Annotated in this window: 16 protein-coding genes; 10 read left to right on the forward strand and 6 right to left on the reverse strand. The window is 38.9% G+C overall.

The window, feature by feature from the left end; all coding sequences use genetic code 11:
* The 3 genes from H4J65_RS15695 (at position 1) to H4J65_RS15705 (ending at position 3294) form a co-directional block, all read left to right on the forward strand.
* Positions 1-552, forward strand: a complete 552-nt coding sequence (locus H4J65_RS15695) for a DsbE family thiol:disulfide interchange protein (protein ID WP_182185006.1) — start codon at positions 1-3, stop codon at positions 550-552.
* A complete protein-coding gene (locus tag H4J65_RS15700; RefSeq protein ID WP_182198765.1) occupies positions 552-1061 on the forward strand; it encodes a cytochrome c-type biogenesis protein in 510 nt (169 codons plus the stop codon). The genes H4J65_RS15695 and H4J65_RS15700 overlap by 1 nt, the downstream gene beginning before the upstream one ends.
* A 325-nt stretch (positions 1062-1386) precedes the next feature.
* Positions 1387-3294: a SurA N-terminal domain-containing protein gene (locus tag H4J65_RS15705; RefSeq protein ID WP_182198766.1), complete on the forward strand. Its 1908-nt coding sequence runs from the start codon at positions 1387-1389 to the stop codon at positions 3292-3294.
* A 327-nt stretch (positions 3295-3621) separates the two neighbouring features.
* Here the strand turns inward: H4J65_RS15705 and H4J65_RS15710 are convergent, their stop codons facing one another.
* From H4J65_RS15710 to pspF, 6 genes are read right to left on the reverse strand one after another with little or no spacing between them, the layout of a single operon-like run.
* Positions 3622-4407, reverse strand: a complete 786-nt coding sequence (locus H4J65_RS15710) for an ATP-binding cassette domain-containing protein (protein ID WP_182198767.1) — start codon at positions 4405-4407, stop codon at positions 3622-3624.
* Positions 4404-5396 (reverse strand): oligopeptide/dipeptide ABC transporter ATP-binding protein, encoded by a 993-nt coding sequence (locus tag H4J65_RS15715; protein WP_182136985.1) that lies wholly within the window; start codon positions 5394-5396, stop codon positions 4404-4406. Before H4J65_RS15715 ends, H4J65_RS15710 begins: the two co-directional genes overlap by 4 nt.
* A complete protein-coding gene (locus tag H4J65_RS15720) occupies positions 5396-6289 on the reverse strand; it encodes an ABC transporter permease subunit (RefSeq protein WP_182185010.1) in 894 nt (297 codons plus the stop codon). Before H4J65_RS15720 ends, H4J65_RS15715 begins: the two co-directional genes overlap by 1 nt.
* The gene (locus H4J65_RS15725) at positions 6279-7307 is read right to left on the reverse strand and encodes an ABC transporter permease subunit (RefSeq protein WP_182136983.1); all 1029 of its coding nucleotides are present in this window, start codon (positions 7305-7307) and stop codon (positions 6279-6281) included. Before H4J65_RS15725 ends, H4J65_RS15720 begins: the two co-directional genes overlap by 11 nt.
* Before the next feature lies 1 nt (position 7308).
* Positions 7309-8925, reverse strand: coding sequence for an ABC transporter substrate-binding protein (locus tag H4J65_RS15730; RefSeq protein ID WP_182136982.1), 1617 nt, complete (start codon positions 8923-8925; stop codon positions 7309-7311).
* Between the two features lie 9 nt (positions 8926-8934).
* Positions 8935-10029 (reverse strand): phage shock protein operon transcriptional activator, encoded by a 1095-nt coding sequence (gene pspF, locus H4J65_RS15735; RefSeq protein WP_182185012.1) that lies wholly within the window; start codon positions 10027-10029, stop codon positions 8935-8937.
* 191 nt (positions 10030-10220) lie between these two features.
* On the opposite strand from pspF, the gene pspA reads away from it, so the two are divergent.
* The 7 genes from pspA (at position 10221) to H4J65_RS15770 (ending at position 15639) form a co-directional block, all read left to right on the forward strand.
* Positions 10221-10898, forward strand: coding sequence for a phage shock protein PspA (pspA, locus tag H4J65_RS15740; RefSeq protein WP_182136980.1), 678 nt, complete (start codon positions 10221-10223; stop codon positions 10896-10898).
* A gap of 46 nt (positions 10899-10944) precedes the next feature.
* Complete coding sequence (gene pspB, locus H4J65_RS15745; protein WP_404842451.1) at positions 10945-11169, forward strand: envelope stress response membrane protein PspB; 225 nt, start codon at positions 10945-10947, stop codon at positions 11167-11169.
* Positions 11169-11657, forward strand: a complete 489-nt coding sequence (gene pspC / locus H4J65_RS15750) for an envelope stress response membrane protein PspC (RefSeq protein WP_182137034.1) — start codon at positions 11169-11171, stop codon at positions 11655-11657. Before pspB ends, pspC begins: the two co-directional genes overlap by 1 nt.
* A gap of 164 nt (positions 11658-11821) precedes the next feature.
* Positions 11822-13252, forward strand: coding sequence for a YcjX family protein (locus H4J65_RS15755; RefSeq protein WP_182198768.1), 1431 nt, complete (start codon positions 11822-11824; stop codon positions 13250-13252).
* Positions 13249-14259 (forward strand): YcjF family protein, encoded by a 1011-nt coding sequence (locus H4J65_RS15760; RefSeq protein ID WP_182198769.1) that lies wholly within the window; start codon positions 13249-13251, stop codon positions 14257-14259. The genes H4J65_RS15755 and H4J65_RS15760 overlap by 4 nt, the downstream gene beginning before the upstream one ends.
* A 218-nt stretch (positions 14260-14477) precedes the next feature.
* A complete protein-coding gene (gene phhA, locus H4J65_RS15765; protein ID WP_182198770.1) occupies positions 14478-15290 on the forward strand; it encodes a phenylalanine 4-monooxygenase in 813 nt (270 codons plus the stop codon).
* A gap of 13 nt (positions 15291-15303) precedes the next feature.
* Positions 15304-15639, forward strand: coding sequence for a 4a-hydroxytetrahydrobiopterin dehydratase (locus H4J65_RS15770; RefSeq protein ID WP_182137033.1), 336 nt, complete (start codon positions 15304-15306; stop codon positions 15637-15639).
* Positions 15640-15730: the final 91 nt, after the last annotated feature.

Raw genomic sequence — 15730 nt, forward strand, 5'->3', positions numbered from 1 at the left:
GTGAAAAGTATTATTCGTTTTATCCCATTAATTCTATTTTTTTTATTGGCGGTATTATTATATCGAGGTTTATTTCTTAATCCGCAGTCGATGCCATCAGCCATGATAGGCAAGCCATTGCCAAACTTTGAATTGCCAACATTAAAATCGATTGAACAACGGGTAGGTCGAGATGATCTACAAGGCGATATCGTGTTACTTAATGTTTGGGCGACTTGGTGTATACAATGCAAATATGAGCATCCATATTTGCTTAATATTGCTCGTGATCCGCGTATTAAGCTCTATGGCCTTAATTTTACTGACGATCACAAGGCCGCTTTAAGTTGGTTAAAACAATATCAAGACCCTTATGTATTCTCAATTTTTGATGAACAGGGTGCACTTGGTCTAGATATTGGTGTATTTGGTGCGCCTGAAACTTTTGTTATTGATCACACAGGTATCATTCGTAAGCGTTTTGCAGGTCCGATTAACGATCAGGTATGGCAAAAAGAGTTTCTGCCGTTAATTGAAACTCTTGAAGCAGAAATGGCAGCAGGAGCGTCTTAATGCAAAACAGAATAGACAATAAAATCCTAATATTACAGCATGTTATTCGCTTGTTTATTAGCAGCATGCTGCTGAGTGTTTTTATGGTAACTAGCGTAAATGCTAGCCCAGTAGACACTTTTGAATTTAAAGATGAAGCAACCCAATTACGCTTTCAAGTATTATCCAAAGAGTTACGGTGTCCTAAGTGTCAAAATCAAAATTTAGCCGATTCGAACTCTAAAATTGCTGTAGATTTAAGAAATAACCTCTATAACCTGCTGCAAGAAGGTATGAGTGATCAAGAAGTTATTGACTTTATGGTCTATCGATATGGCGATTTTGTTTTATATCGACCGCCATTGAAAGAAAAAACTTATATTCTATGGTTTGGTCCATTGATTATTCTTTTCGGTTTTATTATCGGTGTGATATTTGTTTTACGAAAACGTAGTCAAGTTAAGGTAAATGAACATGATTTATCAACACAAGAGCAAGCTAACTTGGATGATATTCTCAATAAGCCGTAAATCCATTAAAGCCATAAAAAAATATCTAAAGCTAAACTTGATGATATTAGTGTTTTTTATGCTTGGATGATGGTTATTTAACCGTTATTTCATCGCTAGAGTAAAAGGGTTTCATTTTTATTATTATTGGGCTAACATGCCCGTTCATATTGCGATTTTAAAGCGTGTAAGTTAGTGAAATAGCCTGATTAGTTTGCTGTTAAAGTGAATTGACACTTTGATAAATTAACCAGCTACTCAATAATTACAACGTATAATAGCGGTAAAGTAATGTCGCAGTTAAAATCGCCCGAAAAGTACAATACCCTCGTGTAAAGAGATAAAGATGTTAGAAAATATTCGAGAAAGCTCTCAAGGATTAACGGCTAAGATTATTCTTGGTTTTATTATTTTAACCTTCGCTGTTGCCGGCATTGGTAGTTACAGCAACTCAGTTGATACTTCAGTGGCTGATGTTAATGGTGATAAAATATCACAAGATGAGTTTAATAAAGCTTATCAAGCACAACGTAACCGTATGGCGCAGCAGTTTGGTGAAATGTTTGAAACATTATCAGCTGATCCTAGTTACATGAGTAATTTTCGTAACGGTGTGGTTGATAATTTAATTAACCAAAAACTTATCGATCAAAACTCAGAGGCACTTGCCATTCGTGTAGCAGATCAACGAATTAAAAGTACCATTCAAAATATGGCAGAATTTCAAATTGACGGTGTTTTTGACAACAATCGTTACTTAGCGATGATTAATCAAGCGGGTTTTTATCAATCAGCTGATTTTCGTGACTATCTACGCACTGAAATGACCCGTCGTCAATTAACTCAAGCATTGGTAGCAAGCGAATTTAGCTTACCGTACCAAGAAGATATGTTTACTGCTTTACAAAATCAACAGCGTGACATTCGTTTTGCTACGATTAATGCGGAACAATTTAAAGCGAGTATCGAGTTAAGCGATGAAGAAGTTAACGACTATTATCTTGCCAACAAATCGCGTTTTGAAAACCAAGAGCAAGTAAAAGTTAACTACATCACACTTGATGTTGACACTATCGCCAACACAGTGACATTAACCGATGCCGATGTTGATGATTATTATAAGAACAATATTAGTCAATACCGCGACGAAGAACAACGTCGCGTTGCCCACATTCTCATTGAATTTGGTGATGACGAAGCGAAAGCTAAAGTCGAAACAGAAACCTTACTTGCTAAAATAAATGCCGGTGAAGACTTTGCTGAATTAGCAAAAGAGCATTCAGCCGATACTTTTAGTGGCGAAAATGGCGGCGATCTAGATTGGATTGATGCTGGCGTAATGGACACCGCATTTGATGATGCAGTATTTGCTTTGTCTGGTATAGGCAGTGTTAGTGATGTGGTTAAAACTGACTTTGGTTTTCACATCATTAAATTAACTGATTATAAGGCTGAGAAAGTGCAAAGCTTAGCTGAAGTACGTGACAATATTGTCTCAAAAGTTAAAAATGAAAAAGCGCAAGACAAGTTTTTTGAGCTTCAACAAGAAGTAGCGCGTTTAAGTTTCGAGTTTCCTGACAGTTTATACGACGCTGCAGGCGCAATTAATGCCACTATAAAAACATCTGACTGGTTAACGCGTGGTGTTAATAACACACCTTTTGATGTCAGTAATGTTGTTGATGTGGCTTTTTCTGATATCGTGGTGTATGAACAACTAAACTCTGACATTGTTGACGTTAGCGATAGCTTAGCCATTGTAATGCGTTTAAATGAATACCAAGCAGCGAGTGTTAAACCTCTTGCTGAAGTTAGCGCACAAATTGAAAATATTTTGCTTGCGAAAAAAGCGTCTGAAAAAGCTCAAACCGTTGCGGATGAATTGCTGGTTGCATTCAAATCTGGAAGCGATATCACTGAGCAATTAGCTGAAATTGGCGCTTCCATGGAAGTTAAAGCCGCAGTTGCACGTGTGGGTAGCGGCTTAGATGCAAGCTTGGCACGTGAAGCCTTCAAATTACCTCGTCCAAGTGAAAACGTGGTATCGGCAACGACAGTCAATCTTAGTAATGGCAATTTAGCATTACTTGAAGTGCAAGCAGTTAACGAAGGTACAGCGGTTAACTCACCGAACTTGTCGCAGCAGTTAACTCAGCAATTGGCACAAGCAGCTTATTTAAGTTATGTTGAATCGCTGAAAGTTGGCGCAGAGATTGTACGCAAACAAGTGCAAGCACCGACGACACAATACTAACTCAAGCTATCATTTGAGCTAATAAAGCGTTAAATAAAAAACCAGCCAATAGGCTGGTTTTTTGCTTCTTAGGGTTTAAGTTTTATTGGTTAACCCGCACAAATGGGTAATAATTTAATGACACTGGTATAACATCAGATAGTATAAATACTGAAAAAATTATCCGGTTAATTGTTCTATAACTAAACGATGTTATTGTGTAAAAAGAAGTGGTTTATTAGGTAGGTGTAGCTAGCTCATTTGAAACATAAAATGATCAGTTTGCTATAACAGATAACTTGTTTGCCTTGCTTATAATCATTAAGACCAAGTAATTGGCCATTAACGCTAACGGTGCAGCAGTTGAAAACGTTGACTCATTATCAACCTTTTAGTGTACTTGTGTTTCGGTTTTTGCAAAATATCAGCAGTTTTACCAAACTCCAAAACTTCACCTTTGCTTAGTACCATCATCTCATCACTAAAGTGTCTGACAATGCCAAGGTTATGAGAGATTAATATAAATGCCAGCCCCATTTGCTGTTGTAAATCGAGCAATAGATTGATCATTTGTGAACGTAAAGATGGGTCGAGTGATGCTAAAGCCTCGTCAAGAATGATCACTTGTGGTTTTAATATTATCGCCCGTGCTAATGAAATACGTTGCTTTTGACCCCCTGAAAACATATGAGGGTAAAAGCTCATATGCTCAGCTAATAAACCAACTTTTTGCAAAGTTTCTCGGATCAACTGATGGCGCTCAGTTTCATTTAGCTCGGTGTTGAGTTGCAGTGGTTCATCTAATAATTGTTCTATCGTCAGACTAGGATTTAAGGTGGTGCCTGAGTCTTGAAAAATCATTCTCACATGTTGACAACGTTGCTTAAAGTTACCAGGTTCTAAGCTTTGGCCATTTAAACGAATGTGGCCAGTGCTTGGCAATTCAGCGCCAACCAGTAGTTTTGCAACCGTAGACTTTCCAGAGCCTGTTTCGCCTACAATTGCGAGCGTTTTATGCGCCATAATATCAAAAGATAAAGGCTCAAGTGCCGTGACGCATTTACGATTAAACCAATAATTTTTATCTTTATAGGTTTTACTCAGGTTACTGACTTGTAATAAAACATCACTCACGAATAGTTATCCTTCAGTGGAAAATGACAACTGACTTGATGGCTATGAAAATTTTTAATTTTTGGCGCGTGCACGCATTTTTGTTGTGCTCGCGGGCACCTTGGGCCTAATCGGCAGCCTATCGGTAAATGTTGCAAAGTAGGAATACTACCAGGCAATGTCATTAGTCGAGATTTATTTGGGATCATTCGGTTAGCTTTTGGGCTACTGTCGACCAAGGCGCGCGTGTAGGGATGATAAGGTTGGTTAAAAATTTGCTCTGTGGTGCCTGCTTCAACAAATTGGCCACTATACATCACGGTAATAGTGTTGGTCCAATGGGTAACATTTTCTAAATCATGACTTATTAATAATATTGACATATTTTTTAGCTGATTCAAGCTCGCTAACAAACGAAATATCTGGCCTTGATTGGTACTTTCCATTGCGGCAGTAGGTTCATCAGCAATAAGAAGCATAGGGCGACGTGCTAAAGCCATTGCAATCATTACTCGTTGGCATAATGCATCGGTTAGTTGATGAGGAAAACTCTTCACACAGACCTCATGCTGCTTGATACCCACTTTATGCAATAAGTTAATAGCAGCCAATTTACGCTGTTGTCTTTTTTGCCAAAAATAACCCGTTAGTTGCTCAACATCTACGGCTTCTTCTAATTGTTCGCCAATGGTAGTGGTTGGATCTAAACATGCCATAGGTTCTTGAAAAATCATGGCGACGTCTTTTGATATAATCGCTTTTCTTTCTTCTGCAGATAACCGCATTAAGTCGTTGCCGCGCCAATGAAAACGGTCAGCATCAACTGCCCACTTCTCATCTAACACACCGACAATCGCTTGTGCTAATAGCGATTTTCCAGAGCCAGATTCACCGACTAAACCACGAACCTCACCTTCTTTCATGGTCAGGTTTACTCGATCAACAGCAAATATTGGCTTTGTTGAAGTCTGCAGTTTTATCGAAAGGTTGCGAATATCAATTAAGTTCATTAGTTTTCCTTGCGCACTTTTAGGGCATGGCGCATGCCTTCACCGACCAAGTTTGTCGCGATAACTGAAAATAAAATAGCTAAGCCGGGTAGATAAACGGTCCAAGGAGCAATGTAAAATAACTCAATGCCATTAGCTAGCATGGCTCCCCATTCTGGCATAGGAATCGGTGCACCTAAACCAAGAAAGCCTAGTGCTGCAATGTCGAGAATAGCAGCTGATTGAGCAAGTGTTGCTTGGCTAATTAATTTTTCGATAATATTGGGGAAAATAGAATAACGTAAAATTCTAATCGAACTAGCGCCATCAAGACGCGATGCCAGTACGTAGTCTTTGGCAAACTCTTCCTTAACAGCATTGCGGGTTACATGCACAAATTGCGGTATTAACACCATAATGATGGCCCACAAGGTGTTCTCTAAACCAGGACCGAGTATGGCAACAATGATAATGGCTAAAAGTAAGGAAGGAATGGATAAAATAACATCGAGAAAATGGTTAAGAAAGCTAGATTTAATCCCGGTTGTTAAGGCGGATAGTGAACCGATAACAACACCAACAGCTAAAGAGGCAATAACCACAATAATACTTAAGCCAAAAGTTAATGAGGTACCTTGAATTAACCGCGACAACATATCTCTACCTAGGTTGTCTGTACCAAGCAAAAAGCTGACATCGCCATCATCACTCCATGCCGGGGGTAATAATAAGTGATCTAAATGGTTTTCCACCGAGGAATACGGCGTAATGATATTGGCTAATACTGCCAGCGCAATTAAAAATAAGAAACAGCAAAATCCAATCATAACAACAGGAGGTTGTTTGAAGTTATGCCACAACTGCACCAGTGGTGTTGGGAACTCTTCTTCTAAGTATATTTTATCACGTGCCATGACGAGGCTCCCGAGCTAAAGGGTTAAGCGCTGCATAGACTAAATCTATAATAATGTGAACAATGAATATAAAGCTTGAAAGCACAATAAGTCCGCCTTGAATAGCGGTATAGTCACGCTGATATATACTTTCGATTAACCAGCTGCCAATGCCTGGCCAACTAAAAATAACCTCTGTCACCATGGCTATAGTAATCAGATTAGCAAATTGTAAGCCTATATCTCTGATAACTTTAATAATAGCATTACGCATAGCATGACGATAAATAATTTGACTAAAGGTTAAGCCTTTTGCTTTTGCCGCTTTAATGTAATGCGTGTCTAAAACTTCGAGCATAGCTGAGCGGGCTAAGCGCATAAAGATGGTGGCGGGTGCTAATGCCACGACAATAACCGGTAATATAAGGTGTCGAGTGGCATCTTGAAAAGCTTGCCATTTATACGGACTGTCGCTGAGTAAAATATCAATTAACTGTAAACCGGTAATATGTTTAATTTCGAACAAAAGACTTATTTGTCCGGAAGAAGGAAACCAACCTAATTGGATAGAAAACACCAATATAGCAAGTATGCCTAACCAGAAAACTGGGATTGAGTAGCCAATCATTGCAATGGTCAATATTAAATTGTCAGCCGCTTTTCGGTGGTAAATCGCGGCACAAAAGCCAACGGGAATACCAACAAACATTGCCACTAACAAAGCAACGCTGGCCAACTCGACCGTTGCAGGTAAACGGTTAAGTACTTCGGTTGAAATCGGTAGGTGGCTGGTCATTGAATAACCCATGTCGCCTTGAAATAGGTGTTTCAAATAACTGACATATTGCCCCAGTAAACCCGATTGCTGTTGATATTCATCAGCTAAAATCGCTAGCTGCTCTGGTGAAGCACTTATTTGGCCCGTTAGGTTAATGAGTTGCTCACCAGGAAATAAAAAACTCAAACTAAATGACAACATTGTTAATAACAACAAGGTAAAAAAGAATAAACTAAAACGACGCAGAGTAAAAATTAGCATATTAGTTTTTTGTAACTCCGTTAAAATCAACCCCACCGATGGCGCGTAATACAGTGCCTTTTACACTATTATCCCGTGCTTGATATCTTTTTGAATGGGCAATGGGAATTAATGGCACTTCTTCATTGATCAATTTTAGCGCCTTTGAATAATAGGCTTTTCGTTTATTAGTGTTATTTGTTTTTAGCGCTTTTTGGATAAGCTGATCGAATTTTTTATTACACCAAAAGGTGCGATTGCTGCCAGTATTTGCTGCAGAGCAGCTGAGTAATGACGAAAAAAAGTTATCGGGATCAGGGTTGTCAGCTGACCAACCTAATAGCACACTTTGATGCTCACCTTCAGAAACCTTTCGTAAAAAAGTTGACCATTCATAACCTGACACTATATTAACCTCTACCCCTATTTTTTGTAAATCAGCCTGAATAAGTTTTGCCATCGTAATGGCATCTGGGTTGTAGGATCTCTGCACAGGCATTGCCCATAAATCCATAGAAAAGCCATTGCTATAACCCGCTTGCGTTAATAATTCTTGTGCCGTAGCTATTGAATAGTCTTGGCTTGTGATCGTTGCATCATAAGCCCAAGAAGAGTTTGGAATAATGCCGTTAGCAATTTCTGCTTGGCCGGTATAAACCGCCTCTAGAATTGCTTGCTTATTGATAGCGTAGGATAACGCTTTGCGTACTAAAGGATTGTTAAAGGGCGGTTTGCGGGTATTGAAACCAAAATAACCCACATTGAAAGATATCACTGATTCTAAAATGAGATTGGGGTGCTGTTTAATTTTTTCATGTGCAATAGGGTAGGCAATTACATCACATTCACCGGCTAATAACTTAGTTAAGCGAGCTGTATCTCTAGGGGTTATATCAAAAACGAGTTGTTTAAGCTCTGACTTACCTCGCCAATAATCTGAATGAGGTTCATAACGAATAAAAGCCCCTGAACTATACTGTTTAAACTTAAAAGGCCCTGTACCAATGGGGAGCATATCTATTTCTGGCATAGCGTTAAGTTCGACTAATTCGTCGGCGTATTCTTTTGATAAAATAACGGCTGAATCACCACCAATGTTGGCGAGAAATGAACTGTCAGAATGTGCAAGTCGAAAGCGAATGGTGTGGTCATTAATTTTTTCTATGTTATCAATCAAACTGGCTAATTGAGCATTCTGAAAAAATGGATATTTGCCACCTGAAATCGGGTGATATTCGTGGTTGATATCCAACATGCGATTGAAACTAAATAGTACATCGTCAGCATTAAGCGCCCTTGTTGGCATAAAATAGCTAGTTTGATGAAATTGAATATCCTTGCGAAGATAAAAAGTGATCATTTTGCCATCACGTGTCACATGCCAAGATTTAGCAATAGCAGGTATAATCGCATTATCGATAGGGCTAAACTCAATTAAACGGTTATATAACTGATGTGACGTGGCATCTATTGTCGTTCCAGAGGACACTGTTTGGGGGTTGAAGCTTTCGGGAGGGCCTTCACTACAATAGATAATGCTTTTTTTACTTAACGAAAGTGCTTCGTTTGAGTCACAGCCTGACAACACCAATATCAATAGTGCAAAACCGTAATAGTATGTAAGGGTAGAGTAAGCCATAGCTAATCTTTATTCTTCGTCTGCACTACTTGAATCGAGTAGATTATATTTTTTTAAGTAGCCTCTTAACTGATGATAGGTTAATTCTAAGGCGTCAGCGGTTTTCTTTTGACTATATTGGCAATGCGCCAATGCCGACTTGATCAAGTCGACTTCATAGTTTTGTGATAAATCTTTTAATGACAGCGGGAATTGTAAGGCTTGCGTGCTTGGCTGAATTTTTTGTTCTACTTTAACCGGCGTTGCTGTCGTGGTTTCACTGGTTTGTGCAACAGGTGTCGCTATGATGCGATCTTGAGTCTTCATACGTTTAGAAGGGCGATAAGGTGACTCAAATGGATCTATGACTAATTCATGCACAGGTAAGTGTGGATTATTACAGCGATAAACACTGCGTTCTACTACATTTTTTAATTCTCGAATATTACCCGGCCAATGATATTCAAGTAAAGCACGTTTTGCTTTTGCGGTAAAACCACTAAAAAGCTCAAATTCAAGTTCGCGCGCCATGTTAATAGCAAAGTGCTCAGCTAATACCAGTATATCGTCTAAACGTTCGCGTAAAGGCGGCAGGGTGATCACGTCAAAGGCCAACCTATCAAGCAAGTCGGCACGAAATTCCCCTGCTGCAGCCATTGACGGTAAGTCTTCGTTAGTTGCTGCGATTAATCTAGCATTAGTTTTAATGGTTCTTGAGCCACCAACACGTTCAAATTCGCCATATTCTACAACACGTAATAATTTTTCCTGGATTAAGCCAGTCGTATTGGCGATTTCGTCTAAAAACAAAGTGCCGTTGTCTGCGCGTTCAAAACGACCTTCATGACGTTTACTCGCGCCAGTAAAGGCACCACTGTCATAACCAAATAATTCACTTTCTAATAAATTTTCATTCAACGCCGCACAATTAAGTTTGAGATAATTTTGATCCCATCGTTTAGATAAATAATGTAAACGGGCCGCAACTAGCTCTTTACCTGTGCCGCGTTCACCGATGATCAGCACAGGCTTACTTAAAGGTGCTATCTGTGAAATTTGCTCAAGCACCTCTAAAAAATTGTTAGATTGGCCAATGAGATTATCTTGTTGTTTAAAACGTGTCATGAACTGACCTAATAATTGGTTTTTTTCACTAACAAATAGTGTATTTTATTAACCGCTTAGAGAAAAGTCTTTTTTTAAATAATAATAAAGCATTATTAATCAATATATTATAGTGTTATAAAAACTTGGCGCAGAACGTGAATAGTAAAACCTAAGACAATTAAAGTCATTTTTTGAACGAGGAAGTAAATATGGGTATTTTTTCAAGGTTTACAGATATCATTAATTCTAATATTAACAACTTATTAGACAAAGCAGAAGACCCTGCAAAAATGGTGCGCTTAATCATACAAGAAATGGAAGACACGCTAGTTGAAGTGCGCTCTTCATCAGCAAAAACCTTAGCAGATAAAAAAGAATTAGCACGCCAAGCTAGTCGCTTTGAAGCGGATGCATCACAATGGCAAGAAAAAGCTGAGCTAGCATTAAGTAAAGATCGCGAAGATTTAGCGCGTGCAGCATTAATGGAAAAGAAAAAATGTGTTGAAAGCGCTGGTGCTTTGCGTGAAGAGTTAAGCCGCGTAGATAGCCATATTGCTAAATTGCAAAGTGAAATTTCACAGTTGCAAGACAAATTAGCCGATGCTAAGTCGCGTCAAAAAGCGATTATTATGCGCGAAAAAACAGCAAACTCACGCTTAAAAGTGAAACAGAATATTGACAGCGATAAGGTTAATGACGCGCTCAGCCGCTTTGACCGCTACGAGCGTAAAATTGATGGTATAGAAGCACAAGTCGAATCTTACGATATGGGCAGCAAGTCATTGGCTGATGAAATTTCAGAGTTGGCTTCAGATGAAAAAGTTGATGATGAATTAGCGCAATTAAAAGCTAAAATGAAATCAGAGACTAAAAATAAATCATCATAGATTAAGAATATATGCCTTAATTAGGTGCAATTAAAGGAGAAAAATCGTGGAGGAGATTATCATCGCCCCAGTAATTATATTCATGGTCGTCGTAGCGCCTATTTGGTTGATATTGCATTATCGTAGTAAACGCCAAATTAGCCAGGGTTTCAGTGAAGAAGAGTATATTCAACTGACTGAGTTGTCTGAACTCGCCGATAAAATGGCTGACAGAATAAAAACCTTAGAAGCTATTTTAGATGTTGAAACACCCGAGTGGAGAAACAAATGATGAACGGCAAATCCCGAGGTGAGTTATATCGAAATACTAGCCAAGGAAAGTTAGCCGGTGTTTGTGCAGGTATTGCCGATTACTTTGGCTGGGAATCATGGTTGGTGCGTATACTCGTAGTTTCTGGTGTGTTGTTAGGCATGGGTTGGTTTATTGTTATCTATATTGCCGCTTGGTTTATATTAGATAAAAAACCCGCCAATGTAGGCCATGTTAACCGTAACGCCCAAAGAGGTCATTTTGGCCATGGTCAGGCTGGTCAGCAGCAGTCTAAGCAGCAAGCGCCAGAACAACAAGGGTTTGATGAAGACATTACCAATGAGTCGATTAAAGTGAAATCGCGAATCTGGCAAGCAGGTGAGCCGCCTAAACAAGCATTTCAAGATATTAGGCGCAAGTTCAAGACATTAGAGTTGGAACTACAAGTGATTGAACGCTATGTCACCTCACCAGAATTTACGGTGTCACGAGAAATTAATCAACTATAAAAAAAGCGGCTAGGCCGCTTTTTTTATAGTGGTAACTTAATGATAAAGCCGTTGTAGCACTGTTATCTCAATGTAAAAGTCGCTAATATCTAAGGCAGTGATAGTATTGTTAAGACAAGTATTCTCCCTTCAACGTATTGAAAATAAAAAGATAGCATTCAAGTATGGCATTTATTAATAAAGCTCAGTTAAACAAGTTAAAACAAAAAGCTAGCGATATCGTTAATCGTTCTATCGATCAACATATCACATTGGCTGTAACCGGACTTAGCCGCAGTGGTAAAACCGCTTTTATTACCTCTTTAGTGAATCAGTTACTCAACGAAGGTAACAATTCGCAGCTCAGCTTTTTTAATGTAGTCCATCAAGGTCGTTACATTGCCGCTAAACGCGTGCCACAAAAGCATCTTCATATTTCAAGATTTGAATATGACGGGGCGCTATCAGCCTTGTGTCAGTCGCCACCAAAATGGCCAAAACCTACCAACGGTATTAGTGAGTTACGCTTAGCGGTGCGTTATCAGCCGAAAGACTCGTTATTAAAGTATGCTACGGAGTCGGCAACGCTCTATATTGATATTACCGACTATCCAGGCGAGTGGCTGCTTGACTTACCTATGTTGTCGTTAACATTTGAGCAATGGTCGAAACAGACCATAGAACTGCTTAAGCAGGCACCCAGAAGTGAACATGCACAGGGCTTTCTCGATAAACTGGCTGAGTTTGATGCCTTTGCCAGTGTTGACGAAGTTGTTTTAGCGCAACTATCACAAGAATATACCGACCTACTGTTACTCTTTCGTCATCAACTTGGCTTGTCTGTTATTCAACCAGGACGTTTTATTCTACCCGGTGAGTTAGAAGATGCGCCAATACTGCAGTTTTTTCCTTATAGCGGATTTGACGATATTGACAGTAATGACTATAAAAATGCTAAAGACGACTGTTATATCGGCATGTTGCGCGCACGATTTACTGAATATAAAGAGCGTGTAGTGCGGCGTTTTTATCAAGAGCATTTTATTAATTTTGATCGACAAATTGTGCTTGCTGACTGTTTAACGCCATTAAATAAAGGCCCAGAAAGTTTTGCAGATTTACAACATGCCATGGCAATGATCATGGAAAGTTTTCAATATGGGCAATCGAGTTTACTGTCGCGTTTATTTTCGCCAAAAATTGATCGATTACTTTTTGCTGCCACTAAGGCCGACCATGTCACACCTGAACAACACGGTAATTTAGTTTCCTTGCTCAACAAGCTGGTTTTTCAAACTAAGCAAGCGCTGAGTTTTGATGCCATTAAAATGAAAACAATCGCTATTGCCTCGGTTAAAGCAACCAAAGTAGGCAAAAGCCTGTATCAAGGCCAAAATATTCCAGTGATTAAAGGTCATCAGTTAAGTAATGGCCAAATGATCACCTTATTTCCTGGTGCGGTGCCGGCGAGTATTCCAACGCTTGATTATTGGCAAAAGCAAGCCTTTAACTATATCGCTTTTTCGCCGATTGAACCGGCGAGTAGTGACGAATGTTTACCGCATCTTCGCATGGATCAAATGTTGCAGTTTTTGCTTGGAGATAAATTAAAATGACCGAAAATAAAGAAAAACATCAACAACAAATATTATTTGATGTTGATGTTACTGACAAGCCAACAACAGAAAACACCCAGCAAATTATTGTTAATGAGCAAGATTGGGTTTGTGATGAGCAAGTAGAAACGGTTGACGATAATAGCGTTATTGCCAGCAAAAAATCAAGCTGGCTTTGGCGTACACTAGGGGTGGTTTTTGTTACTTTAGTGGCGGTTGAAGCGGTACAGTTTTTTGTTAATGGCTTCAGCCAATCGCCGATAATCGCCAGTTTGTACGCTATCTTACTGGCCGGTTTATCACTTATTTGCGGCCGTAGTGTGTGGCGCGAATTTTCTGGGCTTAGGCAGTTTAAATATCAGCAAAATCTTAAACAACAAGCACAAGATATTATCAATGAAGAAGGCCAAATTGATGCCACCAGCCTTTGTAATAAAATATCTCAGCGTTTACCGGTTGACTTAGCTGAATTTGATCACAGTTCATGGCAGCAGTTAAACCTTGAAGAGTACAACGATGTGGAAATAATGCAGTTATATGCTCGCAACGTTTTATCTCAAGTGGATCAAAAAGCATTGAAAGAAATTGCAAAGTTTTCTTCAGAGTCAGTTGTTTTAGTGGCCTTAAGTCCGATTGCCATTATTGATATGTTACTGATGTTATGGCGAAATTTACGTTTGGTTAATAAAATAGCTGCTTTATATGGTTTAAAACTAAGTTACTGGAGCCGAGTCAAACTCATTAAACAAGTGATTATTAACATGGCTTATGCCGGCGCAAGTGAATTAGTGGCTGATTTAGGTGCAGATCTGTTGGGCGCAGAGCTGTTAGGAAAATTATCAGCGCGTATGGCACAAGGCCTAGGTGCAGGTATGTTAACCGCCCGATTGGGGCTCAAAGCCATGCACTTATGTCGCCCTATTCCTTTTACCGATGATGCGCCAAAGCTTGGGCATATTCGTCAACAGATTGTCAGCCAAGTGCAATCACTGGTGAAGAGAAGTTAGCCAAGCTACTGAAAATAAATATAATTTCTTTAACTGTATATTTAGATGTAACATAAGTTTTACAGCTTTATTGTTCTGGTGAAAAAATAGCCACTTTGAAAGTCGTGCTTTTTCTATTGGTGTTGCCTTATGATTATGACAACTAAAGTAGTTTTAAATATCAAAATAAAATTAACAAAAAATAATAAAATTGATATTCACTCAATAAGGTTAAACGAATGGCAAAGGCGAGTAAGTACGTTTCTAAGGTTGCAGATGAACATGGCAACATTGCATGGTCAGCAGCAGAAAACAAAATTTGGCAAGCGTTAATTACGCGACAACTTTCAACAGTACAAAATACCGCATGTGATGAATTTATCGCCGGCTTAAGTAAGTTAAATCTGCCACTTGATCGTATTCCTCAACTAGAAGAAGTTAGCCAGGTATTAAGGGCAGAAACGGGTTGGAGCTGTGAACCCGTGCCAGCACTGATTGGTTTTGGTGAGTTTTTCCGCTTACTGTCAGAAAAGAAATTTCCTGTTGCGACCTTCATTCGCTCCGAAGAAGAGTTTGACTATTTACAAGAGCCCGATATATTTCATGAAATATACGGTCACTGTGCCTTACTGACTAATCCGTCGTTTGCTAATTATACCCAAGCTTATGGCATGATGGGTTTAAATGCTTCGAAGGAAGACCGTGTATTTTTAGCTCGGCTTTATTGGTTTACCGTAGAGTTTGGCTTACTTGATACCCCTAAAGGTTTACGTGTATACGGTGGTGGTATTTTGTCTTCTCCAACTGAAACAGAATATGCATTACATGATAAAAATGTTGAAAGAAAACCACTCGATGTTTTAGATGTTTTACGAACACAATATCGCATTGATATTTTGCAACCGGTTTATTTTATGCTCACCAAAGTTAGTGATCTCGATGAGGTACGAAAATTAAGCGTAGAAGATATTATGGTGTTGGTAGAACAAGCGAAAGAAATAGGTCTACATCCAGCTAAATTTGAATTAAAAACAACTTCAAAAGTAAGTTAAAGGAATTTTTATGATCAGCGAATTATCAAATCAACAATGTGAAGCATGCCAAGTAGATGCACCAAAGGTTAGCGATGACGAATTAGCAAGTTTATTGGCTCAAATACCTGATTGGGTACCTGAAGTGAATAACGGTATTATGATGCTAGAACGTGTTTATAAATTTAAAAACTATAAACTAGCATGGGCTTTTGCAAATAAAGTGTCTGAATTAGCAGAAAAAGAATTTCATCATCCAGCCATTTTATTAGAGTGGGGCAAAGTAAAAGTTACTTGGTGGACCCATGCTATTAAAGGGCTGCATAAGAATGACTTTATTTGTGCGGCCAAAACCGATCAGCTTCTTTAACCTAATATCACACAATAATACTAAGCCTCCTATTAAAGGGGGCTTTTTTTTGTTGTAAAAAATAGTTTACAATGGTGATATTGGATTTTGT

The organism is Colwellia sp. MB02u-9, from assembly GCF_014077085.1.
Lineage (GTDB): Bacteria > Pseudomonadota > Gammaproteobacteria > Enterobacterales > Alteromonadaceae > Cognaticolwellia.

What these genes read in the sequence shown, in the direction of transcription:
- H4J65_RS15700 (WP_182198765.1), top strand. Translation starts at nt 552, where the DNA reads ATGCAAAACAGAATAGACAATAAAATCCTAATATTACAGCATGTTATT.
- H4J65_RS15705 (WP_182198766.1), top strand. Translation starts at nt 1,387, where the DNA reads ATGTTAGAAAATATTCGAGAAAGCTCTCAAGGATTAACGGCTAAGATT.
- H4J65_RS15715 (WP_182136985.1), bottom strand. Translation starts at nt 5,396, where the DNA reads ATGAACTTAATTGATATTCGCAACCTTTCGATAAAACTGCAGACTTCA.
- H4J65_RS15720 (WP_182185010.1), bottom strand. Translation starts at nt 6,289, where the DNA reads ATGGCACGTGATAAAATATACTTAGAAGAAGAGTTCCCAACACCACTG.
- H4J65_RS15725 (WP_182136983.1), bottom strand. Translation starts at nt 7,307, where the DNA reads ATGCTAATTTTTACTCTGCGTCGTTTTAGTTTATTCTTTTTTACCTTG.
- H4J65_RS15730 (WP_182136982.1), bottom strand. Translation starts at nt 8,925, where the DNA reads ATGGCTTACTCTACCCTTACATACTATTACGGTTTTGCACTATTGATA.
- pspF (WP_182185012.1), bottom strand. Translation starts at nt 10,029, where the DNA reads ATGACACGTTTTAAACAACAAGATAATCTCATTGGCCAATCTAACAAT.
- pspA (WP_182136980.1), top strand. Translation starts at nt 10,221, where the DNA reads ATGGGTATTTTTTCAAGGTTTACAGATATCATTAATTCTAATATTAAC.
- pspC (WP_182137034.1), top strand. Translation starts at nt 11,169, where the DNA reads ATGAACGGCAAATCCCGAGGTGAGTTATATCGAAATACTAGCCAAGGA.
- H4J65_RS15755 (WP_182198768.1), top strand. Translation starts at nt 11,822, where the DNA reads ATGGCATTTATTAATAAAGCTCAGTTAAACAAGTTAAAACAAAAAGCT.
- H4J65_RS15760 (WP_182198769.1), top strand. Translation starts at nt 13,249, where the DNA reads ATGACCGAAAATAAAGAAAAACATCAACAACAAATATTATTTGATGTT.
- phhA (WP_182198770.1), top strand. Translation starts at nt 14,478, where the DNA reads ATGGCAAAGGCGAGTAAGTACGTTTCTAAGGTTGCAGATGAACATGGC.